Genomic DNA, 21,180 nt, shown 5'->3' with positions numbered 1-21,180 from the left:
GCTCTGACGCTCGTAAATCCGGGAAGACTCGATATGTGGCGCACGTTCTTCAAGATGTCGTTGACGGTGGGTTGGGTGCTTTGGCTGGCCGTCATGGCATGGTTTGCGGTGGGCATGGCGCGGTACATGCCGTCGGCCGATGCGACGCTGACCCCCATCACGCTGACGCCCGGCCAGACGGCGCGCGCCGAGATCTACCGCATTCGCGAAGCGCCGCTGTGGATGGAGGCGCGGTTTGGCGGTCCGATGGGCCGGGACCGGCCTGAACTGGGAGATTCCGCGACGCGAATCGACGCGCCGGATGCGAAACCGCGCATCATCAACCCCGGCGAGCCGGTGCGAATCCGTGTGCGCGATGGCAAGGAGCTGGACATCGTGGTGAGCGCGGCGCCGCGCAGCGGCGCCAGCGCCACGCATTTCTATCGCAAGCTCTGGCCTGAGAGCCATGCTGACGGCGCGCAGCTTGAGACCGCGCCGGGCTTTCCGATGCTTGCGAAGGGCACGTCACAGCTGACCTTCACGGTGCAAGAGGCCGGGCCGGCGCTGCAGGGTGAACAGATCGAACTGGAAGTCAGCGCGCCCATCGGGTTAAAGCGTACGGCGACAGGGTGGGAGGACGTTTCCGCCTTTATCTTCTGGCCGTTCTACGCCGCGCTGCTGGGTGCGTGGGCACTGGTATGGGCGGGGCTGACGTGGTGGTATCGCCGGTGGGGACGGCCTCAATACTGATACCGCACCGTCAGCATCACGCTGCGCGGCTGGCCGTAGTAGTTCTGCCGCGAGGCGCCGCCAAGCTTCTCGTAATACTTGCGGTCAAACAGGTTGTCGACGGTGAGTGTGCCTTCGACGTGGCGGTTGTATCGGTAGCCGATCTGGGCCGAGACGAGCGCATAGCTGCCCTGATCCCAACGCACCTTGCCGCTTTGCAGGTAGTTGCCGCTGTTCCAGCGCACGCCCGTGCCCACGCTGAAGCCTTCCAGCGCCGGCTGGGTGAAGCGGTAGCGGGTCCAGAGGTTGATGGCGTGACGCGGGGTGATCGTGCTGTACGAGAGTCCTTCCTGGGCTTGGCTCGCCTCCAGATACTTGGTCTGCGTGTAGGCATAGCCGGCCACGATGTCCCAGTTCGGCAACGGCGATCCGCTGATCTCGGTTTCGAAGCCCTGGCTGCGCACCTTGCCCGCGGCCACCGAGTACATCGGGTTGTTCAGGTCGCTCATTGCGCGGTTGCGGTCCACGATCTGGAACAGGGCGGCGTGCGCGTTGAGCGCGCCATCCATGAACGCGCCTTTCAGGCCCGTTTCGATCTGGCGTCCCACGCGCGGCGACAGCGTGTTGCCCTGCGCGTCGATGTCGGTCTGCGGCTGGAAGATGCTGGTGTAGCTGGCGTAGGCGGAGAGCTGCGGCGTCAGTTCGTACACCAGGCCGGCATAGGGCGAGGGGCGTGCGTCGATGCGCGTGGTCGCCTGGCTGAAGTCGCCGAAGTACTGGTTGGCGTTGCGTGCGTCGTTCTTCCACCAGGACAGGCGCGCGCCCGCGATGACCTTCAAGTGATCGGTCGCCTGGATGTTTGCACGCGTGTACAGACCGAATTCGCTGGTGCGCCCGTCGTTGCCGTTGACCTGTTCCATCTCGGGCTGCGGCATGTTGATGACGGGGTCATTCACGTTGGTCGGAAAGATCGTGCCGCCGCCGTATTGGAACTGCTTGCGCGTGTAGCTGTAGTCGGCGCCGACCAGCACGCTGTGCTCGCGGCCGAAGGCTTCGAACGGCAGATTGACGTGCGCGTCCGCGCCGGTGGTCTTCCAGTGGTTGCGGTACGACCAGGCGATGAGGTTGGTGTCGCCGGTGACCGGATCGACGGCACGGTTGGGCCAGGTGGTCACGCGCGTCGGCGTATCGGTGTCGCGATGAAAGACGCTTGCCTTCATGGAGCCACCGCCATCCAGCCGGTGTTCCAGGTCGGCAAAGACCTCCGTGGTTTCCTCTTTGATGCGGTTCCATTCGGCGCTGAGATTGGTGCCGCGGCGCACGTCGAGCAGTGCGCCGTCGGCGTACGCGGGCAGGCCGAATGCCGGGGTGACGCGGGAGCGTTGGTGCGTGATGCCCGCCGCCAGTGTCGTGGCGGGTGTCAGGTCGGCCTCGATGATGCCGTAGAGCGTGGGCCGCTCGGAACTGACGCGGTCGACGAAGGAGCCGCGGTCTTCGTAGGCGGCGATGAAGCGCCCTCGGACCTTGCCTTCGCTATCGAATGGCGTGCTCAGGTCGGCCACGGCGCGGTAGTAATCCCACGACCCGACGCTGGCCTGGGCGCCAAAGGCGAATTCCTGCATGGGGCGCTTGCGCACCAGATTCACGCTGCCGCCGGGCTCGCCGGTCCCTTGGTAAAGCCCGGATGGACCGCGCAGCACTTCAATGCGGTCGTAGATGGCAAGGTCGAAGCCCGCCGACAGGTTGCCCGCGCCGGCCGGGGCGCGCATGCCGTCCACCTGGATCGAATCGAGCGAATAGCCGCGGGAGATGAACCCGGAAATATCGCCGCCGCTGGACAGGGTTTCGACGGTCATGCCGGTGACGTTTCGCATCGCGTCCGACAGGCTGTTCAGGTTCTGGTCGTCGAGCTGCTGGCGCGTGAGGACGGACACCGACTGCGGAATCTCCTTGAGCGTCTGCGTGCCCTTGCCGATCGTGACGGCATTGCTGGTGTACGAGCCCGTGCCTTCGCTGGTGGCGCGTTCGGCCGCGCCGGTGACGGTGACGGGCGCCAGTTGCGTGATCCCGCCTTGGGGCGTGGCCTGCAGCGCGTAGGTGCCGGCGGCGCTGGGCACGGCGCGATAGCCGGTGCCCGCGAGCAGGCGGTCGAAGCCTTGCTGCACGTTCATCTCGCCCGAGATGCCAGGGCTCTGGCGGCCGGCGAGCCACGCGGGGTCGTAGACGATCTGTACGCCGGCGGTGGCCGCGTAGCGCGCCAGCACGGTGTCGAGCGAGCCCGCGCCGATGGCCACGGTGCGCACTTGCGCGGCCGGCGCCGCGGACTGTGCGCCCGCGGTGGCGCTTGCCATGGCCGTGCACCAGAGCGCCGTCCAGATCATTGCCTTGCGGGATCCTCTGCCCCGCGCTGCGCGTACACGTGCCATCACTCTTTCATCCTTTCATCGTCAAGCAAGAAGCGCCCGCATCCCCTTGATGCGGTCTTACTTCCTACTCCGCACGACAACGAAAAAGTGATCACCTCGACGCAAAATATTTTTCCCGGCGGTGGTTCAAGCGCCAGCCGGACCGACCGATACCCAGTAGCGGGTGACGCGTTGCACGGCGATCGGCAGGCGTTCGGCCAAGGCCTGCAGCGCCGCATCGGTATCGCGCAGCGACAGCGCGCCCGAGACGCGAAAGTCGGCGACCTCTGGCGCGCAACGCAGAAAACCTGGGCGATGGCGAGCCAGCTCGGCCACCACGTCGGCCAGGCGCTGATCGCGCACGACCAGCATGCCTTGCTCCCAGAGCGCTGCGCTGTCGTCCACGGGGGCCACCGCGCCGGGCTGACCCAGCGTGAAGCTGCCACGTTGCCCGGCGTCGATGCGCAGTGGCGTGCCATTGGCGGGGCGCGCGAGCACGGCATGCTCGAACACCATGACCTCGGTGCGGTCGTCGATCAGACGCACCGAGAAGCGCGTGCCCAGCGCCTGCACTTCGCCCTGCGGGGTCTGCACCACGAAGGGCCGGTACGCGGCCTGCGATTCCTGGCCGGTGGTCACCAGCACCTCGCCGGCCACCAGCACCAGACGGCGTTCGCCCGCGCCGTAGCGCAAATCGACCGCGCTGCCGCTGTTCAACACCAGCCGCGTGCCGTCGTCGAGCTGACGTGTCAGTTGTTCGCCCGCGGCGGTGCGCAGGTCGGCGCGCCAGGACGCCGCCTCGCGCCAGGCCATCCAGCCGGCCGGCGCCAGCACGCCCAGCCCCAGCGCCGCGCGCAGCACGGCGCGGCGGCCCTGACGCTCGCGGGTCTCGCGCAGCACGCGATGTCCGATGGGGGCGGGCAGGCCTTCGAACGCGCCCAGCACCCGCTCGGCGCGGGCCCAAGCCTGCGCGTGAGCCTCGCCCTGCGCCAGCCAACGTTCAAATGTCCGTTGCGTGGCCGCGTCGGCGGGCTCGTAGCGCAGCCGGATCACCCAGTCGGCCGCTTCCTCCAGCAGCAGGTCGCCCGGCGCGCTCATGCGGCGGCCGTCATGCACGCCATCAAGGCCTTGCGCAGATGGCGCCGCACGGTGATCACGGGCTTGCCGGTCTGCTGGGAGATTTCCTGCAGCGTCAGCCCGTCCAGTTGCGCCAGCAGGAACATGTCGCGCGTGGCGGCGGGCAGGCGCTGCAGCATGGCGTCGATCGCCACCAGCGTCTGCACGATCATGAGGCCCGTTTCCGGAGACGGCACCTGCGGCTCGGGCAGGTGCGCGATGGCGTCCAGATAGGCCTGCTGCACCGCGCGGCGGCGCCAATGGTCGATCAGGAGGCCCTTGGCGATATGCGTGATCAGCGCGCGCGGCTCCTCGCGCAGCACGGGCGGCCGGCGCGCGGCCATCAGCCGCACGAACGTGTCCTGCGCCAGATCGGCCGCGTCGCCGCTGTCGCCCAGCTTGCGATGCAGCCAGCCTTGCAGCCAGCCATGGTGATGGCGATAAAGCTGCTCGACCGCGGGGAGGGAAAGAGAGTCGGGAGATTGCAAGATGCCCAGCAGTCTACCGAATGCGAATAAGAAATACTATTAATTGAGTGGCGGCAAGCGCGGGTGCGCGGCGTGTGCGCAACAGACGCAGCCGGCTTCGGGCCCACACCGCGACAAGGCGGACGGTGGCAAGCGGCCCGCCTTGTCGTGGTTCGCCTAGAACGCGATCCGGATGCCCGCGGTCGCCGACAGCGCGTAGCTGCCCGCAAAGTCGGTGTCGGCAGCCACTTCGCCGTAGAAGTGGTAGCGCTCGTCGTGCCGGTGGTTCACGCCGAGGCCGATGCCGGTCCAGGTGCGCCGCATGCGGCTATCCACGGGCACGTCCGCGACGTGTATGCGGCTGCCGTCCAGGAATTCGTGCTTGACGTTGACGATGCCGTAGTAGGTGGACTGCTGCTGCCGCCCGCGCGCGTCCTGCCACGATTGCTTGTAGTCCAGCGCCAGGCCAATCCGTCCCATCAGGCTGCTGGTCCGGTTGTTGTCGATCCGTGCACCAAACGTGTCGTCAAAGCTGCCGAAGCGGGCCGTCACGTAGCTCAACTGCGCCTGCGGAACCAGCGCGAAGCCGTCGTCCAGCGCGAAGGCCTTGCCGCCTTCGACACTGAAGACATACCCCTGTGCCTTCTGGCCGTCTTCCAGTTTTCCCGCCAGGCGCGAGCGCAGGTCGCTGTCGAACAGATTGGCCTGCGCCTGGGCGTCGACGTAAGCGCCGTCCTTGCCATACCACGTCAGTGTGGTGGCCAGGCCGTAGGACGTGGTGCCGATGCTGCCGTTGCCGAACGGCGAGGAGGCGCGCGTGCTGGCCGAGCCGTAGTGCATTGCCAGCCCCGCGACCAGGCGCGAGTCGCCCTGGCCGGCGTAAAGGTCGCGGTCGATGCCGAACTGCGCCTTCCACCCGTCGATGGTCTGGCGCGCGAGCGTGGTCGACGTGGAAGGCTTGAACTGGCCGCCCGCGCCCTCGAGCCGCACCCAGGCGCCGTCGTGGCCCGAGTCGGCGGGATCGTACTGGCGGTTGCCGACGCGCTGGCGCAGGGTGGAAGGCTGACTCAGGAGCAGCAGGGTGTTGGCATACGCTTCATAGACCGGGACGCCGGGCTGATACAGCATGGGGTCGTCGGGACTTGCCGAACCGCCGCCTGGCGCGGGCATTTCCGGGGCCGGCACGCCCGGCGTGGGCACTTCGGGGGTTGGATCGGTGCCGGGTCCGGGGACGGTCACGTCCTTGAGCGAAGACCGCAAGTACCAGCTGCCGTCCGACGGCTCCTTCTGCAGGACATAGCCGTAGGCGCCGGCGACGATGGCCGGCTGGCCGCCGATGACGTAGTCGGGATTGGACAGCTGGAACTGGCCGGCCGACAGATCGTTGACCTGCACGATCTGGATGCCGCGTTGCGTCGCCGCGCCCGACCCCCCGGCATTGGTCACCTGGACCGGCGTGGCGCCGGACGTGGCGCCCGTGATTACCAGCCTGTCGGTGGGCGAGTTGTCGTCGCCGAGACGGGTCCGGATTGCAAGGCTGCCGCCGGCAGCGGCATAGTCGCCAGCGATCGTCAGCGTGCCGAAGCCGGAGCGCGGGCCGGGCGCGATCGTGCCGCGGTTGACGGTGGCGCCAACGCGGCCGATGCCGGTCAGTCTGGCGCCCGCGTCGACCTGCATGGGACCGCCCAGCGCGCCGTCGACCTGCAGCGTTCCGGCCTGGACCCGCGAGATGCCGGAGAACGCCGAGCTGTCGGCCGTGAGCGTCAGGATGCCAGCGCCGAGCTTGTTGAAGCTGGACGTGCCGGAGAAGGCCGAATTGACCCGCACGTCATACGTGCCGGTATCGAACCAGGCGCCTTCGCTGCCCACGGCCTGCGTGGAAAAGCCCACCAGGAAATCAGCGGTGTCGCGCGTGGAACGCAGGATGCCGCCATCGACTGTCAGATCGACGTCGCCATCGCCCTTGATGACGGAACCGGTCTCCAGAACGCCGCGGCCCGTCGCATCACCCCGCAGGTTCAGCGTGCCGGTGGCGCTGTTTTCAATGGCGATCCATGTGTCGCTGCCCGCGCGCACGAGGCCGCCTTTGTCGATGTTCAGAGTGCCGGTTCCGCCGTTGCCGACTTCGACGCGATCGGTCACCCGGATCGTCGCGGTATCGGCAGTCGTGCTGGACACGGTTACCGTGCCGTCGCTGCCTGCCCGGTAGCCGATGTACAGCGTCGCCGCGCCACCCGGACGGGCAGACGCCTCGGTGCTGACCGACGCGCCGTCGCCGACGTTCAGTGCGCCCGAGCCCTCGAAGCCGACGTAGATGTTGTTGAACGGGTCCCACACCGAACCGCGACCGGTTACCAGAACCGCGCCGTTGCTGCCGCTTGACTGGCCGATGAGCGCCTGGCCGCTATGGACGGCTGCGCCGTTCTGCACGATCAGCGTCCCGTCTCCGGAAGCGCCCACCAGGAATGCGTAGGGCGTGGAAATCGTCCAGGCCGAGCCCGCATCGGACACGGTGACGGTGCCCAGGCTACCGGCTTCCGAGCCGATGACGGCCCATTCGCTGGCGGCGGCGCCGCCGTTCAGGATCTGCATGATGCCGGTGCTGCCCGACTGCACGCCGATGCTTGCCTGCCCGGTGCTTGTCCAGGTGGAAGCGTTTCCGGCGCCGTCCTTGCCCGACACGGTCAGCGTGCCGACTGCTCCCGGGCCATTGCCGATGTAAGCCCAGTCATTCGACACTTGGCCGCCGTCATCGATGCTCAGCGAGCCGGCGGCCGCGTCGCCGACGACCAGGTCCCCGCCGACAAGCCAGTTGGGCGATTGCGCGGGCGACGGCCAGACGTCGCCACTGCTCGTGACCCCCTGCGCGCGCACGGGCGTCATGCAGCTCAGTGTGCAAAGCAGGCCGGCAAGCGTGCCGGCATAGGGGGGAAAGCGGATGTCTCCTCTTGCCATGTCGTGTCCACCTTGTTTTGGCAGCGGTTATCGCCTCTCTGGGCGATTACGGCATTTTGCGGCGCGATCTTAAGCGCCGTGCATCACGTGCAGGCGGGCGATGCGACCGCGCAGCATTGCCCCGGAAGGTCCGATCCTTGGTTCAAAAAACATCAACCTAAACGCTGTGGTTACCCGATACACTGAGCCGCACATGAGTCAACGAAACCTGTCGGATCAATAAAGGGTCGCGCGGCACAGCCAAGCGCAACCTCTGGGGGAGACAAACGTGCTTGGTTCTGAGTTGATCATTCGCTCGCTGCGTCGGCGGGGCGTCAATACCATTTTCAGCCTGTCCGGCAACCAGATCATGCCGCTTTACGATGCCTGTATCGATGCAGGCATCCGCATCATCCACGTGCGGCATGAAGCGGCCGCCGTTTTCATGGCCGATGCGTGGTCGCAGATCACCGGCGAACTCGGGGTGGCGATGATCACCGCGGCGCCGGGCCTGACCAATGGACTCGCGCCGCTGTACTCGGCCTCGCAGGCGGAAAGCCCGGTGCTGCTGATCTCGGGCGATTCGTCCGTGTCGGAAGATGGCACTGGCGCGTTCCAGGAGCTGGATCAGGTCGCCATCACCCGTCCGTTGACCAAGTTGTCCGTCCGTCCGCAATCCGCGGCCGAGCTTTGCCCGGCGCTCGAAGATGCGATCACGCAGGCGCTTGCGCCTCGGCGGGGCCCGGTCCACGTGGCGCTTCCCTTTGATCTGCTGATAACCGAATCGGGCATCGCAGACCTGCCCGACGTGCCCGCGGCCCAGCCGGTCGCCGCGCTGGATGCCACGCGCCTGAACCAACTGGCCGACCTGTTGCATTCGGCTCAGCGCCCGCTGGTGCTGGCCGGGCCGACAAGTGCGCGGCCGCAAGCGCGTTCCGCGCGCGCGGCAGCCGAAGAAGCGCTGGGCGTGCGCATCATTCCGATGGAAAGCCCCCGCGGCCTGAAGGATCCGTCGCTGGGTGCGTTGGCCAGCATCATGCCAAGCGCCGATCTGATCGTTCTGGCGGGCAAATGCCTGGACTTCACGCTGGGATTCGGCGGCACGGGCGCGCTCGGGGAAAACGCCCGCGTCGCGGTCATCGACCCGGACCCCGCGATGCTGGAACGCGCGGGCCGGCTGCTCGGCACGCGTCTGGTCCTGGCGTTCCAGGCCGACGCGGTGGCGACGCTGGCGGCGGTGGCGGCGGCGCAACCGCCGGCCGAACGCCTTGCGTGGCGCGCCCAGGTCGATGAAGCGCTGCAAAGCCGGACGGTGAAGGCGCCGTCCGCACCCGCGCAGGACGCATTGGGTCCGCGCGCGCTGTGCGAGACCGTGCAGGCATTCCTGGCCTCCGCGCCCGATCCGATCCTGATCTGCGACGGCGGTGAATTCGGCCAGTGGGCGCAGGCGTTCTGCCAGGCGCCGGTACGCATCATCAACGGCATGTCCGGCGCGATCGGGGCAGGGGTCTGCTATGCGATCGCCGCGAAGATCGCGCGGCCCGGCGCGACGGTGGTCGTCATGATGGGAGACGGCACCGCCGGGTTCCACATGATGGAGCTGGACACGGCGGTGCGCGAAGGCGCGGCGGTGATGGCGGTGATCGGCAACGACTTGCGCTGGAACGCCGAGCATCTGATCCAGATGCGCACCTATGGACCGCAGCGGCTGATCGGATGCGAGCTTGCCCCGACGGCTCGCTATCACGACGTTGCGTCCGCGCTGGGGGGCGCGGGTTTTGCGGCGCACGACGCCGCGGGGCTGACCGCCGCGTTGAGACAGGCAGCCGACAGCGGCCTGCCGGCCTGCATCAATGTATCCCTCGTGGGCGAGGCCGCCCCGGTTTTCCACGCAGCATCCACGCAGTCCACGACCGGTCATTGACCTCAAGGCATCGAGCGTCGCCGCAGTCCGGTTTCGTCCCGTAGAACGAACAGGAGACATCCCATGATCAGCCTCACCGGCATCGGCCCGGGCGGGTCCGCTCGCGCCGCGTTTTGCCTGCTTCTCACTTTTCCCGGCCTGGCCGCTGCCCAGGCCTACCCCGCCAAACCCATCCAGCTCATCGTGCCGTTCAGCGTGGGCGGCGACGCCGACATGGCGGCGCGCAATCTGTCCGCCGCCGCGCAAGGTGTGCTGGGGCAGCCGGTGGTCGTGGTCAACAAGGCGGGCGCGAACGGCGCGATCGGGTCTGCCGCGGTCAAGAATGCGGCGCCCGACGGGTACACCCTGCTGATGGGCCGCATCGGTTCCCAGGTGCTATTGCCCGCCTTGCAGCCCAAGACGACGCCTTATTCCTCGACGGACTTCACGTTCATCGGATTGCTGGAGCTGAACCCCGTCGTCTGTGTGGTCCATCCGGACAGTCCCCACCGGACCATGGGCGACCTGTCGCAGGCGCTGAAGGCCAGACCCGGCAAACTGAACTACAGCCATTCCGGCCCGGCGACGGTGCAGAACCTTGCCCCGCAGCTCCTGCTCAGCAGCCTGGGCTTGAAGCCAGATGCGGCAGTCAGCGTCCCGTACAAGGGCGGCAGCGAAGTGGCCATGGCGGTCCTGAGCCGCGATGTGGACTTTGCCTGCAACAACCTGAGCTCCATGACGGGCATTCTTGCGGGCGGCAAGTTGCGCGCCTTGCTGACGACGACGCCGGAACGCCTTGCGCAGTTTCCGGACATTCCGACCGCGCGGGAAGCGAACCTTCCGCAGCTTGAGGCGGTCATCGGCTGGAGCGGGCTGTTCGGGCCGCCGGGGATGAGTCCTGAAGCGGTGAACAAGTGGGCGGCCGCGCTGCAGCAGATTTCGAAGGACCCCAAGTGGATCGAGGGGAATGCCAACTTCGGCGGCATTCCGCATGTGTTGTCGCCGGCCGATACGGAGAAGTACGTCGACCAGGGTTCCAGAATCTATGCCGACCTGGTGGCTAAGGCGGGATTGCAGGTCAACTAGCCGCCGGCATCGCGCAGGAAAGGGCCGCCGAGGCCTTCGGCGGCCGGGATGGACTCTCGCAGATACTGGACGAACGACGTCACGGTCAGCGGCACGCGGGGCGTGTAAGGCCGGACCGCGTAGAGCCGTTCGGCATAGTCGCCGACGACGCGCCACCCTGGCAGGACCTCGACCAGCGTGCCGCGTTGCAGGGCCTCGCCAGCGCTGAAGTCGGGAAGCAGCGCGATGCCGACAGAGCCCGCGGCCGCTTCCCGCAAGACTTCGCTGTTGTTGGCCGTGAAGGTCCCGCGCACCGGCACCGCCACGTGTTTATCCCGCGCCTGCGATTCGAATGACCAGGTGGCGCCGCCGCTGCGCCGCAGGTAGTGCAGGCAATTGTGGCCCTCAAGGTCCGTTGGCGTTCTCGGCGTGCCGTGTGTCGACAGGTATGCGGGGGTGGCCACGAGCACCGAGCGCGTTTCGCAGATCAGCGAGGCGACATGGGTGTCGGGCACGCCCGCGACGTGCCGGATCGCCAGGTCGAATCCTTCGGTCGCCAACGACGCCAGGTGGTCGCTGAGCTCAAGCTGAATCCGGACATCCGGAAAGCGCGCAAGAAAGCCCGGTATCAGCGGGGCGATGACCTGGCGGCCCAACGCGACGGGAGCCGTCACGGACAGTACGCCGCGCGGGCCTTCGGAAAGATCCCGGACGGCGGAGAAACCTTCTTCGATGCGCAGATACGCCGATGCCGTCTGGTCAACCAGGCTTGCCCCGGCTTCGGTCAGGCTGACGCTGCGGGTCGTACGGCGCACGAGGGGAACGCCCGCTGCCTGCTCCAGTTCCACGATGCGCTGGCTGACCGATGCCTTGCTGATCTGCAGCCGGCGGGCGGCCGCCGTGAAACTGCCCGTGTCGGCCAGCACGCCCAGGCAGTGAATGTGCGACCACAGGTCTTCCAGGCGTCTCGTCTTTGTCATGCCATTTTCCATTGTTCAAGACCGCAAACACTGATTCCAGCCTTCTGGTCTCGACGCCAGGCTGGCGAGGGGACATAGTGCCAGCACCCATCCCATACGCTTGAGCCCAGGAGAAACCCATGAATGCACCCACGCGCAGCGCCAGCGATGCCATCGCCGGACACTTTATCGCCGGATCCCGTGTCGATGGGACAGGCGACCGCCAGCCCATCTTCAATCCGGCCACGGGCGCCGTCACCCGGCACGTCACGCTGGCCACGACAGACGAGGTGCAGCGCGCGGTGGCCAGCGCGCAGGCCGCCTTTCCGGCGTGGGCCGACACGCCGCCGATCCGCCGTGCGCGCGTGTTGTTCAGATTTCTTGAACTGTTGAACCGCCACCGCGACGAGCTCGCTCATTTGATCACCGCCGAGCACGGCAAGGTGTTCAGCGATGCGCAGGGCGAAGTCGCGCGCGGCATCGACATTGTGGAGTTCGCCTGCGGCATTCCGCAACTGCTCAAGGGCGCGCACACCGAACAGGTTTCTACCGGCATCGACAACTGGACGTTGCGCCAGCCGCTGGGCGTGGTGGCCGGCATCACGCCGTTCAATTTTCCGGTGATGGTGCCCATGTGGATGTTCCCTGTGGCGATCGCCGCGGGCAACACGTTTGTGCTCAAGCCCAGCCCGACGGATCCCAGTCCGTCGCTGCGCATCGCCGAACTGCTGCAAGAGGCGGGGCTGCCGGATGGCGTGTTCAACGTGGTGCAGGGCGACAAGGTCGCCGTGGACGCCCTGCTCGAGCATCCCGGCGTGAAGGCGGTGAGCTTTGTCGGCTCGACACCGATCGCCAACTACATCTATGAGACGGGCGCCCGCCTTGGCAAGCGTGTGCAGGCGCTGGGCGGCGCCAAGAACCATATGGTGGTGATGCCCGATGCCGATATCGACCAGGCCGTGGACGCCTTGATCGGCGCCGGCTACGGTTCGGCGGGCGAGCGGTGCATGGCGATCAGCGTGGCCGTGCTGGTGGGCGACGTGGCCGACCGCCTCCTGCCCAAGCTGATCGAGCGCACGAAGGCATTGAAGGTGCTCGACGGCGAGAACCCGGCCGCCGAAATGGGACCGATCGTGACCCGCGCCGCGCACGAGCGCATCAGCGGCTACATCGCGCAGGGCGAGGCAGAGGGCGCGACGCTGCTGGTCGACGGCCGGGGATTCCAGGGTACGCAGGCGGGCGAGGGGTGCGGTGATGGCTTCTGGATGGGCGGCACGCTGTTCGACCACGTCACGCCCGACATGCGCATCTACAAGGAAGAAATATTCGGTCCGGTTCTGGGCTGCGTGCGGGTCAAGGACCTGAAGGCGGCCGTGGACCTCATCAATGCGCATGAGTTCGGCAACGGCGTCGCGTGCTTTACGCGGGATGGCAACGTGGCGCGCGAATTTGGCCGTCGCATCGAAGTGGGCATGGTGGGCATCAATGTTCCCATCCCGGTCCCGATGGCCTGGCACGGTTTTGGCGGCTGGAAGCGCAGCCTGTTTGGCGACATGCACGCCTACGGCGAAGAAGGTGTGCGCTTCTACACCCGCCAGAAGTCGATCATGCAGCGCTGGCCGGAGAGCATCGGCAAGGGCGCCGAGTTCGCGATGCCGACGGCGAAGTGATCGTTGCGGCCGGCGGCCGGAATGCGGCCGCCAGCCCGCGCCGCGCGCCGCTGGCGCGGGCGGCTCAATGCCGTTCATGCCGGAGACATCAACCCGCGGTACATCGCGCCCGCGCCCGCGATCGCAAGCAGCACGAAGATGGCCCGCTTCAGGAGTTCGGGAGACACCCGGGTTCGGGTGCGCGACCCCGCGTACAAGCCGATGAGCGCAACGGGCAGGAGCACCGCGGCGGCGCGCAGGATGTCGGGGTTGGAGTACAGCCCCGCGGTCGCGAAGGCTGCCGCCCGCACGATCCCGCTTAGCAGGATCACGACCGAAATGGTTGCCCGGAACTGCTCCAGCGCTTCCAACCGGCGCGACAGGTAGATCGTGTAGATGGGGCCGCCGGTGCCGAACAGCGCGCTGAAGACGCCGCCAATGATGCCGAACGGAAACGCCCAGAAGGGCCGGAGCGGCGCCTTGGCGCCGCCCCGGGCGCCGCGCAGGCCCTGGATGCACACGACCAGCACGAACGCGCCCAGAAGGATCAATGGCCAGCGGGCGCCGGCGTCGCGCAGCAGCGTGACGCCCAGCGCGATCCCCAGCAGCATCCAGGGCAGCAGGCGCTTGAATTCGGCCAGGCTCACGCGCCGCCAGTTCCGTCCGCCGACCAGGGCGGTGCAGGTCAGGTCAAACAGCACCACCAGCGGCACGGCCAGTTGCAGGGGAATGAACTGCACCAGGACCGGTACGGCGACCATGGCCGCGCCGAATCCCGTCATCCCGAAGATCGTGTAGGCAAGGAAGATGACGGGGATGACTAGCGCGAGCGATTCGGTGGGCATGGGCGGGCAGGGACCTCGATGGGTGAAACAGGGCGGGGGCGTGCCGGCGCCCGGCGGGTGGTCAAGTGGCGGTGATTCCCTTCTTTTGCACGAGGGCCTGCCATTTGGCGGACTCCGCGGCGATCTCCTTTTGCAGCGCCGCGGCAGGCACGATGGTGGGGGACATGCCCTGGTCCTGAAGGTAGCGCTTCAAGCCCGGTTGTTCAACGGCCTGTCTGGCAACGGCGAGCAACCGGTCTATCGCGCCTTGCGGCGTGCCGGCAGGCGCCATCAGCGCGAACCAGCCGGTGAACTCGAATCCGGGCACGCCGTCCTCGGCCGTGGTCGGCACGCCGGGCAGCAAGGCCGCGCGCTCCTTGCCCGTGACGGAAAGCGCGCGCAGGCGGCCGCCCTTGAGCAGCGGCGCGATGGCATTGATGTTGCCGACGGCCACCTGGATGATCCCGGCCATCAGGTCCGTGTAGCCGGGGCCTTCGCCCTTGTACGGGACATGCATGAGGTCGATCCCGGCGGCGTCGGTGAAGGCTTCACCGGCCATATGCGTCTGGCTGCCGACGCCGGCGGACGAAAAGCTGAGTTTGCCGGGCCGGGCCTTCGCGTAGGCGATGAGTTCCCGCGTGTTGTTGACGGGCAGTTCGGCATTGACGGTGATGACCATCGGTCCGCTGGCGACCTTGGCGATGAGGCTGAAGTCGTTCAGCGAGTAGGGCAGCTTGCTGTAGATGAACTGATTGACGGTGAACATGCTCCCCGAGGCGAGCATCAGCGTGTAGCCGTCCGCGGGAGATCCGGCCACGGCCTGGGCGCCCACGCTGCCGCCGGCGCCCGCGCGATTCTCTACGACGATGCTCTGGTTCAGGCCCTTGCCCATTTCGGAGGCCAGCGCGCGCCCGAGCAGATCGGTGGCGCCGCCCGCCGAAAATGGGATCACCATGCGGATGGCCTTGTCCGACGGCCAATTGGCGCGGGCAGGTGCGGCAAGAAAGGGTGATAGCGCCAGCCCGTACCCCATGGCCTTGATGAGACGGCGGCGTCCATACACAGGTTGATTTTCGTCTTTCACGGTTTTGTCTCCTTCCGTTCGCGGTAGGCGCGACCCGCCGATCTGCGGGCAGGGCGGGTTTCGCCAGGCAGCAACTGCCCCTCGGGCCAGTCGGCTCGATTTTTTTCGGGACGTCGCGGTGATTGTTGGCGGACTACTGGACTACTGGGCTGCGGACTGCGGGACTGCGGGACTACGTACTGCGGATCAGGGATCGGGACGCGCCGGCGCCGTCATCGGGTTTGGCTGGCGCAGACCGACTTCAACGCATCGAGCAGCAACTGCGAAAGATGGGATCTGGGATTCTCCTGCGGCGCCAGGATGCCCAGGCGGCGGGTGATCGTCGGCGCGCCGAACGGAATGACGCGGATGCCCGGCGGGAATTCGTTGCGGCCGCGCCTGGCCGGCACCACGGACGCGCCAAGGCCGTTGGCCACCATCGCGATCACGCCTTCGAGGTTGTCGATCTCCATGGTCGATCGCACCGTGATGCGCCTGCGCACCATTTCTTCCTGCACCAGGTGGCCCACGCGGGCTGAGCGGTTGAAACGGACATAAGGCGTCTGCTCCAGGATTTCCTGGTCGCTGGCGCCTTGCACCGACCGGTGCGCGATGACGACCAGCTCTTCCTCGACGAAGGGCAGAAAGTCCAGACCGGAGCGCGGGGCGTCCGGCTCGGTCACGATGGCGACATCAAGCTGGCGGTGGTAGATGGCCCGCTCCAGGTCATGCGTCAACCCCGTGGTGACGTGAACCTCCAGCCCGTGCCCCTGCTTTTGCAGGTGGCGCAACGCCAGCGGCAGCACGCCCGACACACAGGTATGCACGCTGCCCAGTTTGAGCAGGCCGGCCGACGTGCCCTTCTTGAGCGAAGCGCTCATACTTTCCCAATGCGTGATCAGGTCGCGTGCCCGGTGGACCAGCGCCAGGCCCGTGTCCGTCAGGATCGGCGGGCGGCGGCTGCGGTCGAAGATCGTGATGCCCAGCTCATCCTCCAGCGCGCGGACCTGCATGCTCACGGCTGACAACGACAGGCCGATGGTGTTACCGGCCTCGGCGAAGCTGCCGTGGTCTGCGATCGCAATCAGCGTGTAGAGGGTCCGGATGTCCATGCAAGATTCTTCCTGGTCGGTAGGCGTCGCGAAACGCGCGGGATGCGGGCGCTATAGCTTGAGCAGCCGCCGGGCGTTGCCTCCCATGACCTTCTTCAGGTTTTCCTCACGGATCGGCAAGCGCTCAAACCATTCTTTGTACCCTTGCACCGGACAGAAGGGAAACGAGCTGGCGTACAGCATCCGGTCGGACAGAAAGCTGTCGGCCGCCTTCACGTATTCCTCCCAGCCGGGCATGCGGGAAAAGTACATGTCGGGCGACAGCCATAGATTCGGCCGCCGGAAGCCCAGGTGCAGGATTTCGTTGACCCACGGCCAGCCGCCGTGAGCGACCACGACATTGAGGTTGGGAAAATCCGTCAGCACGCGGTCGGTTCGTATCGGATCGGAATAGCTCAGGTCGGGCCCGGCCGTGCCGCCGACCATCATGATCACGGGAACGCCGACGTCTTCGCAATGACCGTAAATGGGATAGAGACGCCGGTCGTCGGCGTGCATCGGCACGGGATAGGAACCCGGTTCGATGTTGATGAGCCGGAAGCCGTCTTCGATGGCCTGGTTGATGGTCTGGCATGCCTTGCGGCGGTCGGTGGGATCGATCGAGGCGGCACCGATGAACCGGCCGGGGTGCTCCGCCACAATGCCGCGCACGTCGTCGTTGGACACGCTGCCCAGCACGCCGGCCAGCCTGCCCACCACCACGCCGCGATCGATGCGGGCCGCGTCCATCTCCTGCAGAAGCAGGTCCATCGACTGCTCCTGCGCCGCTTTGGAGGGTTCGAATCCCACCGTCCGCGTGAAGCCGTCGCGCCGTTCTCCCGCTGAATACATCAGCGTGTTCAAGAAGCCGCCCACGGGCGGCCGAAGCCGAAAGTCGATGATCATCGCAGTCTCTCTGAGTGGAATCCGATTGCGGGGCGGGGCAAGGCGGCGCCTACATCACTTCGTCCTTGCGGTCGTCCGTCTCGCCGTAGCGGTGCAGCGCGGGCGGCTTCAGTCCGGCATACAGCTTTTCGATGCCGGCGTTGATCGCTTCCGCGTGCTGGGCGAAAAGCGAGTTGCCGTCCAGGTCGCTCTCGACGATGAAAGGCCCGAAATCCTTGACCTCGAACAGCCACATCGCCTGCGCGATGCCCAGCTCATCCAGCCAATGCACCTCGCGTACCTGCTTGATGCCCCGCCCCAGCAAGGCGCCCGTGCCGTAGCCCACCGTGGTCAGGTAGATGGCGCCGCCCGGCGCCAGCACCTGCTTGTAGTCATCGGCGGGCATGCCGCCCTTGCCGATCAGGATGCGGCAGCCGGTCTCGCTGAGCCACCGGGGTATCCATTTGGAGAACCGGAACGACGCGGTGGCGGTGACGGCGCCCACGTTGTAGCCGCCGTGGCCGTCGGGCGCGGCGGCTGGCGAGCAATGAAAATTGACGTTGCTGACGGACCGCAGGTCCACCGGCAGCGGCAGGCCTTCGTCCAGCACCTTTTTGTAGACGCCCTCGCGGGCCGTGTACACCAGTCCATTCAGGTACACGGCCGAACCGAGTTCGAGCTTGGCGATGTCTTCCGTCTTGGCGGGCAGGTCCAGATGAAAGACCTTGATGTCGTCGTCGTTGTTCACCATTCGACCGTCTCCCGGCGCAGGTAGGGCGTGAACCATTGGGGATCCGTGCGGTACTGGATTTCCCCATTGGCGTGGATTCGCGCGGTGGCGCGGCGCGAAGACAGGCAGAACGTATGCAGGCTGATGGGCATGCCGCCGGTGTGCGTGTAGCCGCATTCGATATGGCAATCGACCACCATGCCGGAGCCGACGAAGCCCATCGCGCCCATGCCGATCGAGTTGCCGAGCTTCATCAGTTCAAGCTCCAGTTCGGCCACCTTGGGATCGGGATTCCGGTCGCCTACCGTGCGCAGACAGGCCGCCTGCTTGCCCAGCTGCATGCACGTGTCCTTGGACCCGCCCAGGCCGATGCCGACGATGGCGGGCTGGCACGCCAGGCCGCGCTTGCCGAACGCGATCAGCGTGTCGAGCACGAAGCGCTTGATGCCGTCGATGCCGTCGCCGGGAAACAGCATCCGGTAGTCGGTGCCGAACAGACCGCCCTTGTGCACGGTGGTGATCTCGATCCAGTCGGCGTCCGGTTCGAAAGACCATTCGACTTCCGGCGCGTTGATCCCGACGTTGTTGTTGTGGTCGGTGCGCCAGAGCGGATGCACGCGGTTCGGACGCAGCGGGATGGTGACGGTGGCTTCGGCCGTGGCGTGTCGCAGCGCGCGTTCCACGGCGACGAAACCCGCGTCGACGGAGGCTTCGTTGCCCACCTTGACGTAATACCGCGGCAATCCGGTATCGGCGCACATCGGGCGCCGGTCCTGGTCGGCGGCCTCCCAGTTGTCGACCATGGCGTGGATGACGAATCGCGGCAGCTTGCCGGTTTCCTTTTTCTGCAGGGCCTGGATGCCTTCCTTGTAGTCCTTGGGTATCTCGATGGCGGCGCGGCGCATGATTTCCAGCGCGGCTTCTTCAATTTTCTGGACGGGAATTCTCATGGTGGGATGCCTTCAGCTTTGGGGAATGCCTGCTTCGCCTTCGATCAGCGATTCGCCCGGCTTGACGATGTCAAAGGAAACCGGAACCATCTCCAGCTGCAATTCGCCGTCGTGCGCGCCGACGCGCGTGTAGCAGCTGGTGTGCAGGTCGCCGGGTTCGGAGAAGTCTTCGCGAAAGTGCGCGCCGCGGCTGTTTTCGCGCGCGAGTGCTGACACCGTGATGACCTTTGATATGTCGACCAGGCTTTCAAGGTTGAGCCAGTCGTGCCAGGTCAGGTTGAAGCGCCGGTCGCCGTCCGCGACGCCGATGTCGCGCAAGGCCGCGCGATGGTCCGAAATGGAGACTAGGCCGTGTTCCATGGCGTCCCGATTGCGCAGCACGCCGACGTCATCCCACATCGTCTGCGACAGCGCATCGCGCAGCTCGTGGATGCGTCCGGCACGCCGCGAAAACGGAAACTCGGCGCGTTCGACACCGCGCGCAATGACCCGCTGGTCCGGATCGCGCCATTGGCCCGACTTGGCGACATAGGCGGCCATCGCGTCGCCCGCGATGCCGCCGAACACCGTGGAATTGGCGACGCCGTTTCCGCCCAGGCGGTTCGCGCCGTGCACGCCGCCGCAGTCCTCGCCCGCGGCATACAGGCCGGGTGATGCGGTGGACCCGTCCACATTGAATTCGACGCCGCCCATCAGGTAATGCGCGGTCGGCACCACTTCGACCTTTCCGCCGGCCAGGTCGAAGCCGCAGTCCTTGCAGCGGTTGACCATGCCGGGAAACGTCTTGGCGACTTTCTCCGGACCCAGATGGCTCATCTGGATGTAGACGCCGCCCATCGGACCCGTGCGCCCCGCGCGCATTTCGGCGTAGATCCCGCGGCTGACCACGTCGCGCGTGGCCCGTTCGCCGCGCTTGTCGTAGTTCGTCATGAAGCGTTCGCCTTCGCCGTTGAGCAGGTAACCGCCGGCGCCGCGCAAGCCTTCTTCCAGCACCGTGCCGGTCATCCGCGTATCCGGGCCGCCCAACAGACCCGTCGGATGAAACTGGACCATCTCCATGTCCCGAAGCTTCAGGCCGTATCGCAATGCCATGGCCAGGCCGTCGCAGGTCTTGTCGCCGGAGGGCGTGTGGTAGCGGTACATCGTCGGGCCGGCGCCGGTGGCCAAAAGAACTGCCTTGGCCCGGATGAACCGGTAGGTGCCCGCGCGCATGTCGATGAACAGCACGCCCGAGATGCCCGAACCGTCGGCGGCCGGGATGAGTTCGATGGCGCGGTGCTCCTCAAGTTCTTCCACATCCAGCGCGCGAACCTGCTCCATCAGCCGATTGATGATCTCGATGCCGGTCAGGTCCGCCTTGTGCACGGTCCGGTCAAAGCTCTGGCCGGCAAACGCCTTGGAGTGCAGCGATCCATCGGGATTGCGGTCGAAGAAACAGCCGATCTCGTTTTCCAGTTCTCGCACCCGTTCGACCGCGCCTTCGACCAGCCGCCAGGCCAGATCCTGGCGCGGCAGCCATTTGCCGCCCTCGATCGTGTCCATGAAGTGGCGCTCGACCGAGTCGCCTGCGGCCAGCGCGACGTTGTAGCCGCCCTGGACCATGCGGGTACAGCCGCACTTGCCAAGCAGGCCCTTGACGGTGACTGTCACCTGCAGCGACGGGTTTGCCTTCTTCGCGTGCAGCGCCGCAAACAGGCCCGCGCCGCCGGTACCCAGCACCAGAATGTCCGTCTTGTGGTTTTCAATACGCATGTCAGATCACTCCGGCGATGAACGCCAGTCCGGTGGCCATCGAGATCGCAAAGCCCCAGCCGATCCACGCGACGCGCGCGTCGCGCGGCGAGCGCCAGGGCAGGAGTTCAAGCGCAAGCAGGCGCAGCCCGAAGAACATATGCAGCGTCAGAAGCAGGACCAGCCCCCATTCGCCGGCTTTCATCCACGGCAGCTCTGCCAGCTTCAGGAATGCGTCAAGCCTGGCCTGGTCCAGCGCCATGGCCAGCACGTAGAAGTGGACGGGAAGGAACAGCGCCAGCGCCAGGCCGGAAAGCCGATGTCCCAGGAAGGCCCAGTACGCCTGGTGATTGCGTGCGGACTTCATCACGCCAGCCCTCCCACCGCAGCAACCGCGCGTATGCCCAGAACGAGCAGCGCCGCGCCGAACATCAGGCCAATGCCGGACGCCGCCGCCCGGCCGAGTTTCAGCCACTCGATGAGGATGTTGCGCAGGCCGATGGGAACGTGGACCGACACGCTGAGGACGAACAGGCCGTAGAAGACGATCCACGGCCAGTTCCCCTCGGTGCGCGAGAGGATTTCGCCGGCCGTCAGGCCGCCGCGGACGGCATAGATGACGAGGCCGACGTGCACCAGGACGAAGGGGGCCATCACCATTGCCGTCAGGCGCTGGAGTGCGAACAGACGGGCCTCCATG

At 66.7% G+C, this 21,180-nt stretch carries 18 protein-coding genes; 4 read left to right on the top strand and 14 right to left on the bottom strand.

Going from position 1 to position 21,180, the window contains the following annotated elements; translation table 11 throughout:
• Positions 1-33: 33 nt before the first annotated feature.
• Entirely contained in the window at positions 34-729 is a 696-nt protein-coding gene (locus CLM73_RS23505; protein WP_105240472.1) for a hypothetical protein, read from the top strand.
• On the opposite strand, the gene CLM73_RS23500 is transcribed toward CLM73_RS23505, so the two are convergent.
• From CLM73_RS23500 to CLM73_RS23485, 4 genes are all read right to left on the bottom strand, one after another.
• Positions 720-3,059 carry a TonB-dependent siderophore receptor gene (locus CLM73_RS23500; protein ID WP_105241694.1) on the bottom strand — a complete coding sequence of 780 codons (2,340 nt, stop codon included), beginning with the start codon at positions 3,057-3,059 and terminating at the stop codon, positions 720-722. The two genes, CLM73_RS23505 and CLM73_RS23500, sit on opposite strands and share 10 nt — an antisense overlap.
• A 201-nt stretch (positions 3,060-3,260) precedes the next feature.
• Positions 3,261-4,229, bottom strand: a complete 969-nt coding sequence (locus tag CLM73_RS23495; RefSeq protein ID WP_234015727.1) for a FecR domain-containing protein — start codon at positions 4,227-4,229, stop codon at positions 3,261-3,263.
• Entirely contained in the window at positions 4,208-4,717 is a 510-nt protein-coding gene (locus CLM73_RS23490; protein ID WP_105240470.1) for a sigma-70 family RNA polymerase sigma factor, read from the bottom strand. The genes CLM73_RS23495 and CLM73_RS23490 overlap by 22 nt, the downstream gene beginning before the upstream one ends.
• Before the next feature lie 156 nt (positions 4,718-4,873).
• Positions 4,874-7,651 (bottom strand): autotransporter outer membrane beta-barrel domain-containing protein, encoded by a 2,778-nt coding sequence (locus tag CLM73_RS23485; protein ID WP_105240469.1) that lies wholly within the window; start codon positions 7,649-7,651, stop codon positions 4,874-4,876.
• 268 nt (positions 7,652-7,919) lie between these two features.
• Here CLM73_RS23485 and CLM73_RS23480 point away from each other — a divergent pair, with 268 nt between their 5' ends.
• Both CLM73_RS23480 and CLM73_RS23475 read left to right on the top strand, forming a co-directional pair.
• Positions 7,920-9,554, top strand: a complete 1,635-nt coding sequence (locus CLM73_RS23480) for a thiamine pyrophosphate-binding protein (RefSeq protein WP_105240468.1) — start codon at positions 7,920-7,922, stop codon at positions 9,552-9,554.
• 63 nt (positions 9,555-9,617) lie between these two features.
• Positions 9,618-10,619: a Bug family tripartite tricarboxylate transporter substrate binding protein gene (locus CLM73_RS23475; protein WP_105240467.1), complete on the top strand. Its 1,002-nt coding sequence runs from the start codon at positions 9,618-9,620 to the stop codon at positions 10,617-10,619.
• Here the strand turns inward: CLM73_RS23475 and CLM73_RS23470 are convergent.
• Entirely contained in the window at positions 10,616-11,578 is a 963-nt protein-coding gene (locus CLM73_RS23470) for a LysR family transcriptional regulator (RefSeq protein ID WP_105240466.1), read from the bottom strand. The genes CLM73_RS23475 and CLM73_RS23470 overlap by 4 nt on opposite strands.
• 119 nt (positions 11,579-11,697) lie before the next feature.
• Here CLM73_RS23470 and CLM73_RS23465 point away from each other — a divergent pair, with 119 nt between their 5' ends.
• Positions 11,698-13,227, top strand: a complete 1,530-nt coding sequence (locus tag CLM73_RS23465; protein ID WP_105240465.1) for a CoA-acylating methylmalonate-semialdehyde dehydrogenase — start codon at positions 11,698-11,700, stop codon at positions 13,225-13,227.
• 74 nt (positions 13,228-13,301) lie between these two features.
• Here CLM73_RS23465 and CLM73_RS23460 read toward each other — a convergent pair whose 3' ends face one another.
• From CLM73_RS23460 to CLM73_RS23420, 9 genes are all read right to left on the bottom strand, one after another.
• Positions 13,302-14,051 (bottom strand): sulfite exporter TauE/SafE family protein, encoded by a 750-nt coding sequence (locus tag CLM73_RS23460; protein WP_105240464.1) that lies wholly within the window; start codon positions 14,049-14,051, stop codon positions 13,302-13,304.
• A 61-nt stretch (positions 14,052-14,112) separates the two neighbouring features.
• Complete coding sequence (locus tag CLM73_RS23455) at positions 14,113-15,114, bottom strand: Bug family tripartite tricarboxylate transporter substrate binding protein (RefSeq protein ID WP_105240463.1); 1,002 nt, start codon at positions 15,112-15,114, stop codon at positions 14,113-14,115.
• A 212-nt stretch (positions 15,115-15,326) separates the two neighbouring features.
• Entirely contained in the window at positions 15,327-16,205 is an 879-nt protein-coding gene (locus CLM73_RS23450) for a LysR substrate-binding domain-containing protein (RefSeq protein WP_056558646.1), read from the bottom strand.
• A 51-nt stretch (positions 16,206-16,256) separates the two neighbouring features.
• A complete protein-coding gene (locus tag CLM73_RS23445) occupies positions 16,257-17,090 on the bottom strand; it encodes an amidohydrolase family protein (RefSeq protein ID WP_105240462.1) in 834 nt (277 codons plus the stop codon).
• A 49-nt stretch (positions 17,091-17,139) separates the two neighbouring features.
• Positions 17,140-17,820 carry a fumarate hydratase C-terminal domain-containing protein gene (locus CLM73_RS23440; RefSeq protein WP_056558638.1) on the bottom strand — a complete coding sequence of 227 codons (681 nt, stop codon included), beginning with the start codon at positions 17,818-17,820 and terminating at the stop codon, positions 17,140-17,142.
• Positions 17,814-18,749, bottom strand: coding sequence for a fumarate hydratase (locus CLM73_RS23435; RefSeq protein WP_105240461.1), 936 nt, complete (start codon positions 18,747-18,749; stop codon positions 17,814-17,816). The genes CLM73_RS23440 and CLM73_RS23435 overlap by 7 nt, the downstream gene beginning before the upstream one ends.
• A gap of 12 nt (positions 18,750-18,761) precedes the next feature.
• Complete coding sequence (locus CLM73_RS23430) at positions 18,762-20,501, bottom strand: L-aspartate oxidase (RefSeq protein ID WP_105240460.1); 1,740 nt, start codon at positions 20,499-20,501, stop codon at positions 18,762-18,764.
• Position 20,502: 1 nt separating this feature from the next.
• The gene (locus tag CLM73_RS23425; protein WP_105240459.1) at positions 20,503-20,847 is read right to left on the bottom strand and encodes a succinate dehydrogenase; all 345 of its coding nucleotides are present in this window, start codon (positions 20,845-20,847) and stop codon (positions 20,503-20,505) included.
• Positions 20,847-21,179 (bottom strand): succinate dehydrogenase, encoded by a 333-nt coding sequence (locus tag CLM73_RS23420; RefSeq protein ID WP_105240458.1) that lies wholly within the window; start codon positions 21,177-21,179, stop codon positions 20,847-20,849. The genes CLM73_RS23425 and CLM73_RS23420 overlap by 1 nt, the downstream gene beginning before the upstream one ends.
• Position 21,180: the final 1 nt, after the last annotated feature.

This window comes from Achromobacter spanius, from assembly GCF_002966795.1.
GTDB classification, from domain to species: Bacteria; Pseudomonadota; Gammaproteobacteria; order Burkholderiales; family Burkholderiaceae_B; genus Achromobacter; species Achromobacter spanius_D.
Note: the sequence above shows the minus strand (reverse complement) of the source record. Positions and strands in the feature narration are given on the sequence as shown.

Excerpts from the sequence above, each read along its gene's own strand:
- CLM73_RS23505 (WP_105240472.1), top strand. The coding sequence starts at position 34 with ATGTGGCGCACGTTCTTCAAGATGTCGTTGACGGTGGGTTGGGTGCTT.
- CLM73_RS23500 (WP_105241694.1), bottom strand. The coding sequence starts at position 3,059 with ATGGCAAGCGCCACCGCGGGCGCACAGTCCGCGGCGCCGGCCGCGCAA.
- CLM73_RS23485 (WP_105240469.1), bottom strand. The coding sequence starts at position 7,651 with ATGGCAAGAGGAGACATCCGCTTTCCCCCCTATGCCGGCACGCTTGCC.
- CLM73_RS23475 (WP_105240467.1), top strand. The coding sequence starts at position 9,618 with ATGATCAGCCTCACCGGCATCGGCCCGGGCGGGTCCGCTCGCGCCGCG.
- CLM73_RS23470 (WP_105240466.1), bottom strand. The coding sequence starts at position 11,578 with ATGACAAAGACGAGACGCCTGGAAGACCTGTGGTCGCACATTCACTGC.
- CLM73_RS23465 (WP_105240465.1), top strand. The coding sequence starts at position 11,698 with ATGAATGCACCCACGCGCAGCGCCAGCGATGCCATCGCCGGACACTTT.
- CLM73_RS23460 (WP_105240464.1), bottom strand. The coding sequence starts at position 14,051 with ATGCCCACCGAATCGCTCGCGCTAGTCATCCCCGTCATCTTCCTTGCC.
- CLM73_RS23450 (WP_056558646.1), bottom strand. The coding sequence starts at position 16,205 with ATGGACATCCGGACCCTCTACACGCTGATTGCGATCGCAGACCACGGC.
- CLM73_RS23445 (WP_105240462.1), bottom strand. The coding sequence starts at position 17,090 with ATGATCATCGACTTTCGGCTTCGGCCGCCCGTGGGCGGCTTCTTGAAC.
- CLM73_RS23440 (WP_056558638.1), bottom strand. The coding sequence starts at position 17,820 with ATGGTGAACAACGACGACGACATCAAGGTCTTTCATCTGGACCTGCCC.
- CLM73_RS23435 (WP_105240461.1), bottom strand. The coding sequence starts at position 18,749 with ATGAGAATTCCCGTCCAGAAAATTGAAGAAGCCGCGCTGGAAATCATG.
- CLM73_RS23430 (WP_105240460.1), bottom strand. The coding sequence starts at position 20,501 with ATGCGTATTGAAAACCACAAGACGGACATTCTGGTGCTGGGTACCGGC.
- CLM73_RS23425 (WP_105240459.1), bottom strand. The coding sequence starts at position 20,847 with ATGAAGTCCGCACGCAATCACCAGGCGTACTGGGCCTTCCTGGGACAT.
- CLM73_RS23420 (WP_105240458.1), bottom strand. The coding sequence starts at position 21,179 with ATGGAGGCCCGTCTGTTCGCACTCCAGCGCCTGACGGCAATGGTGATG.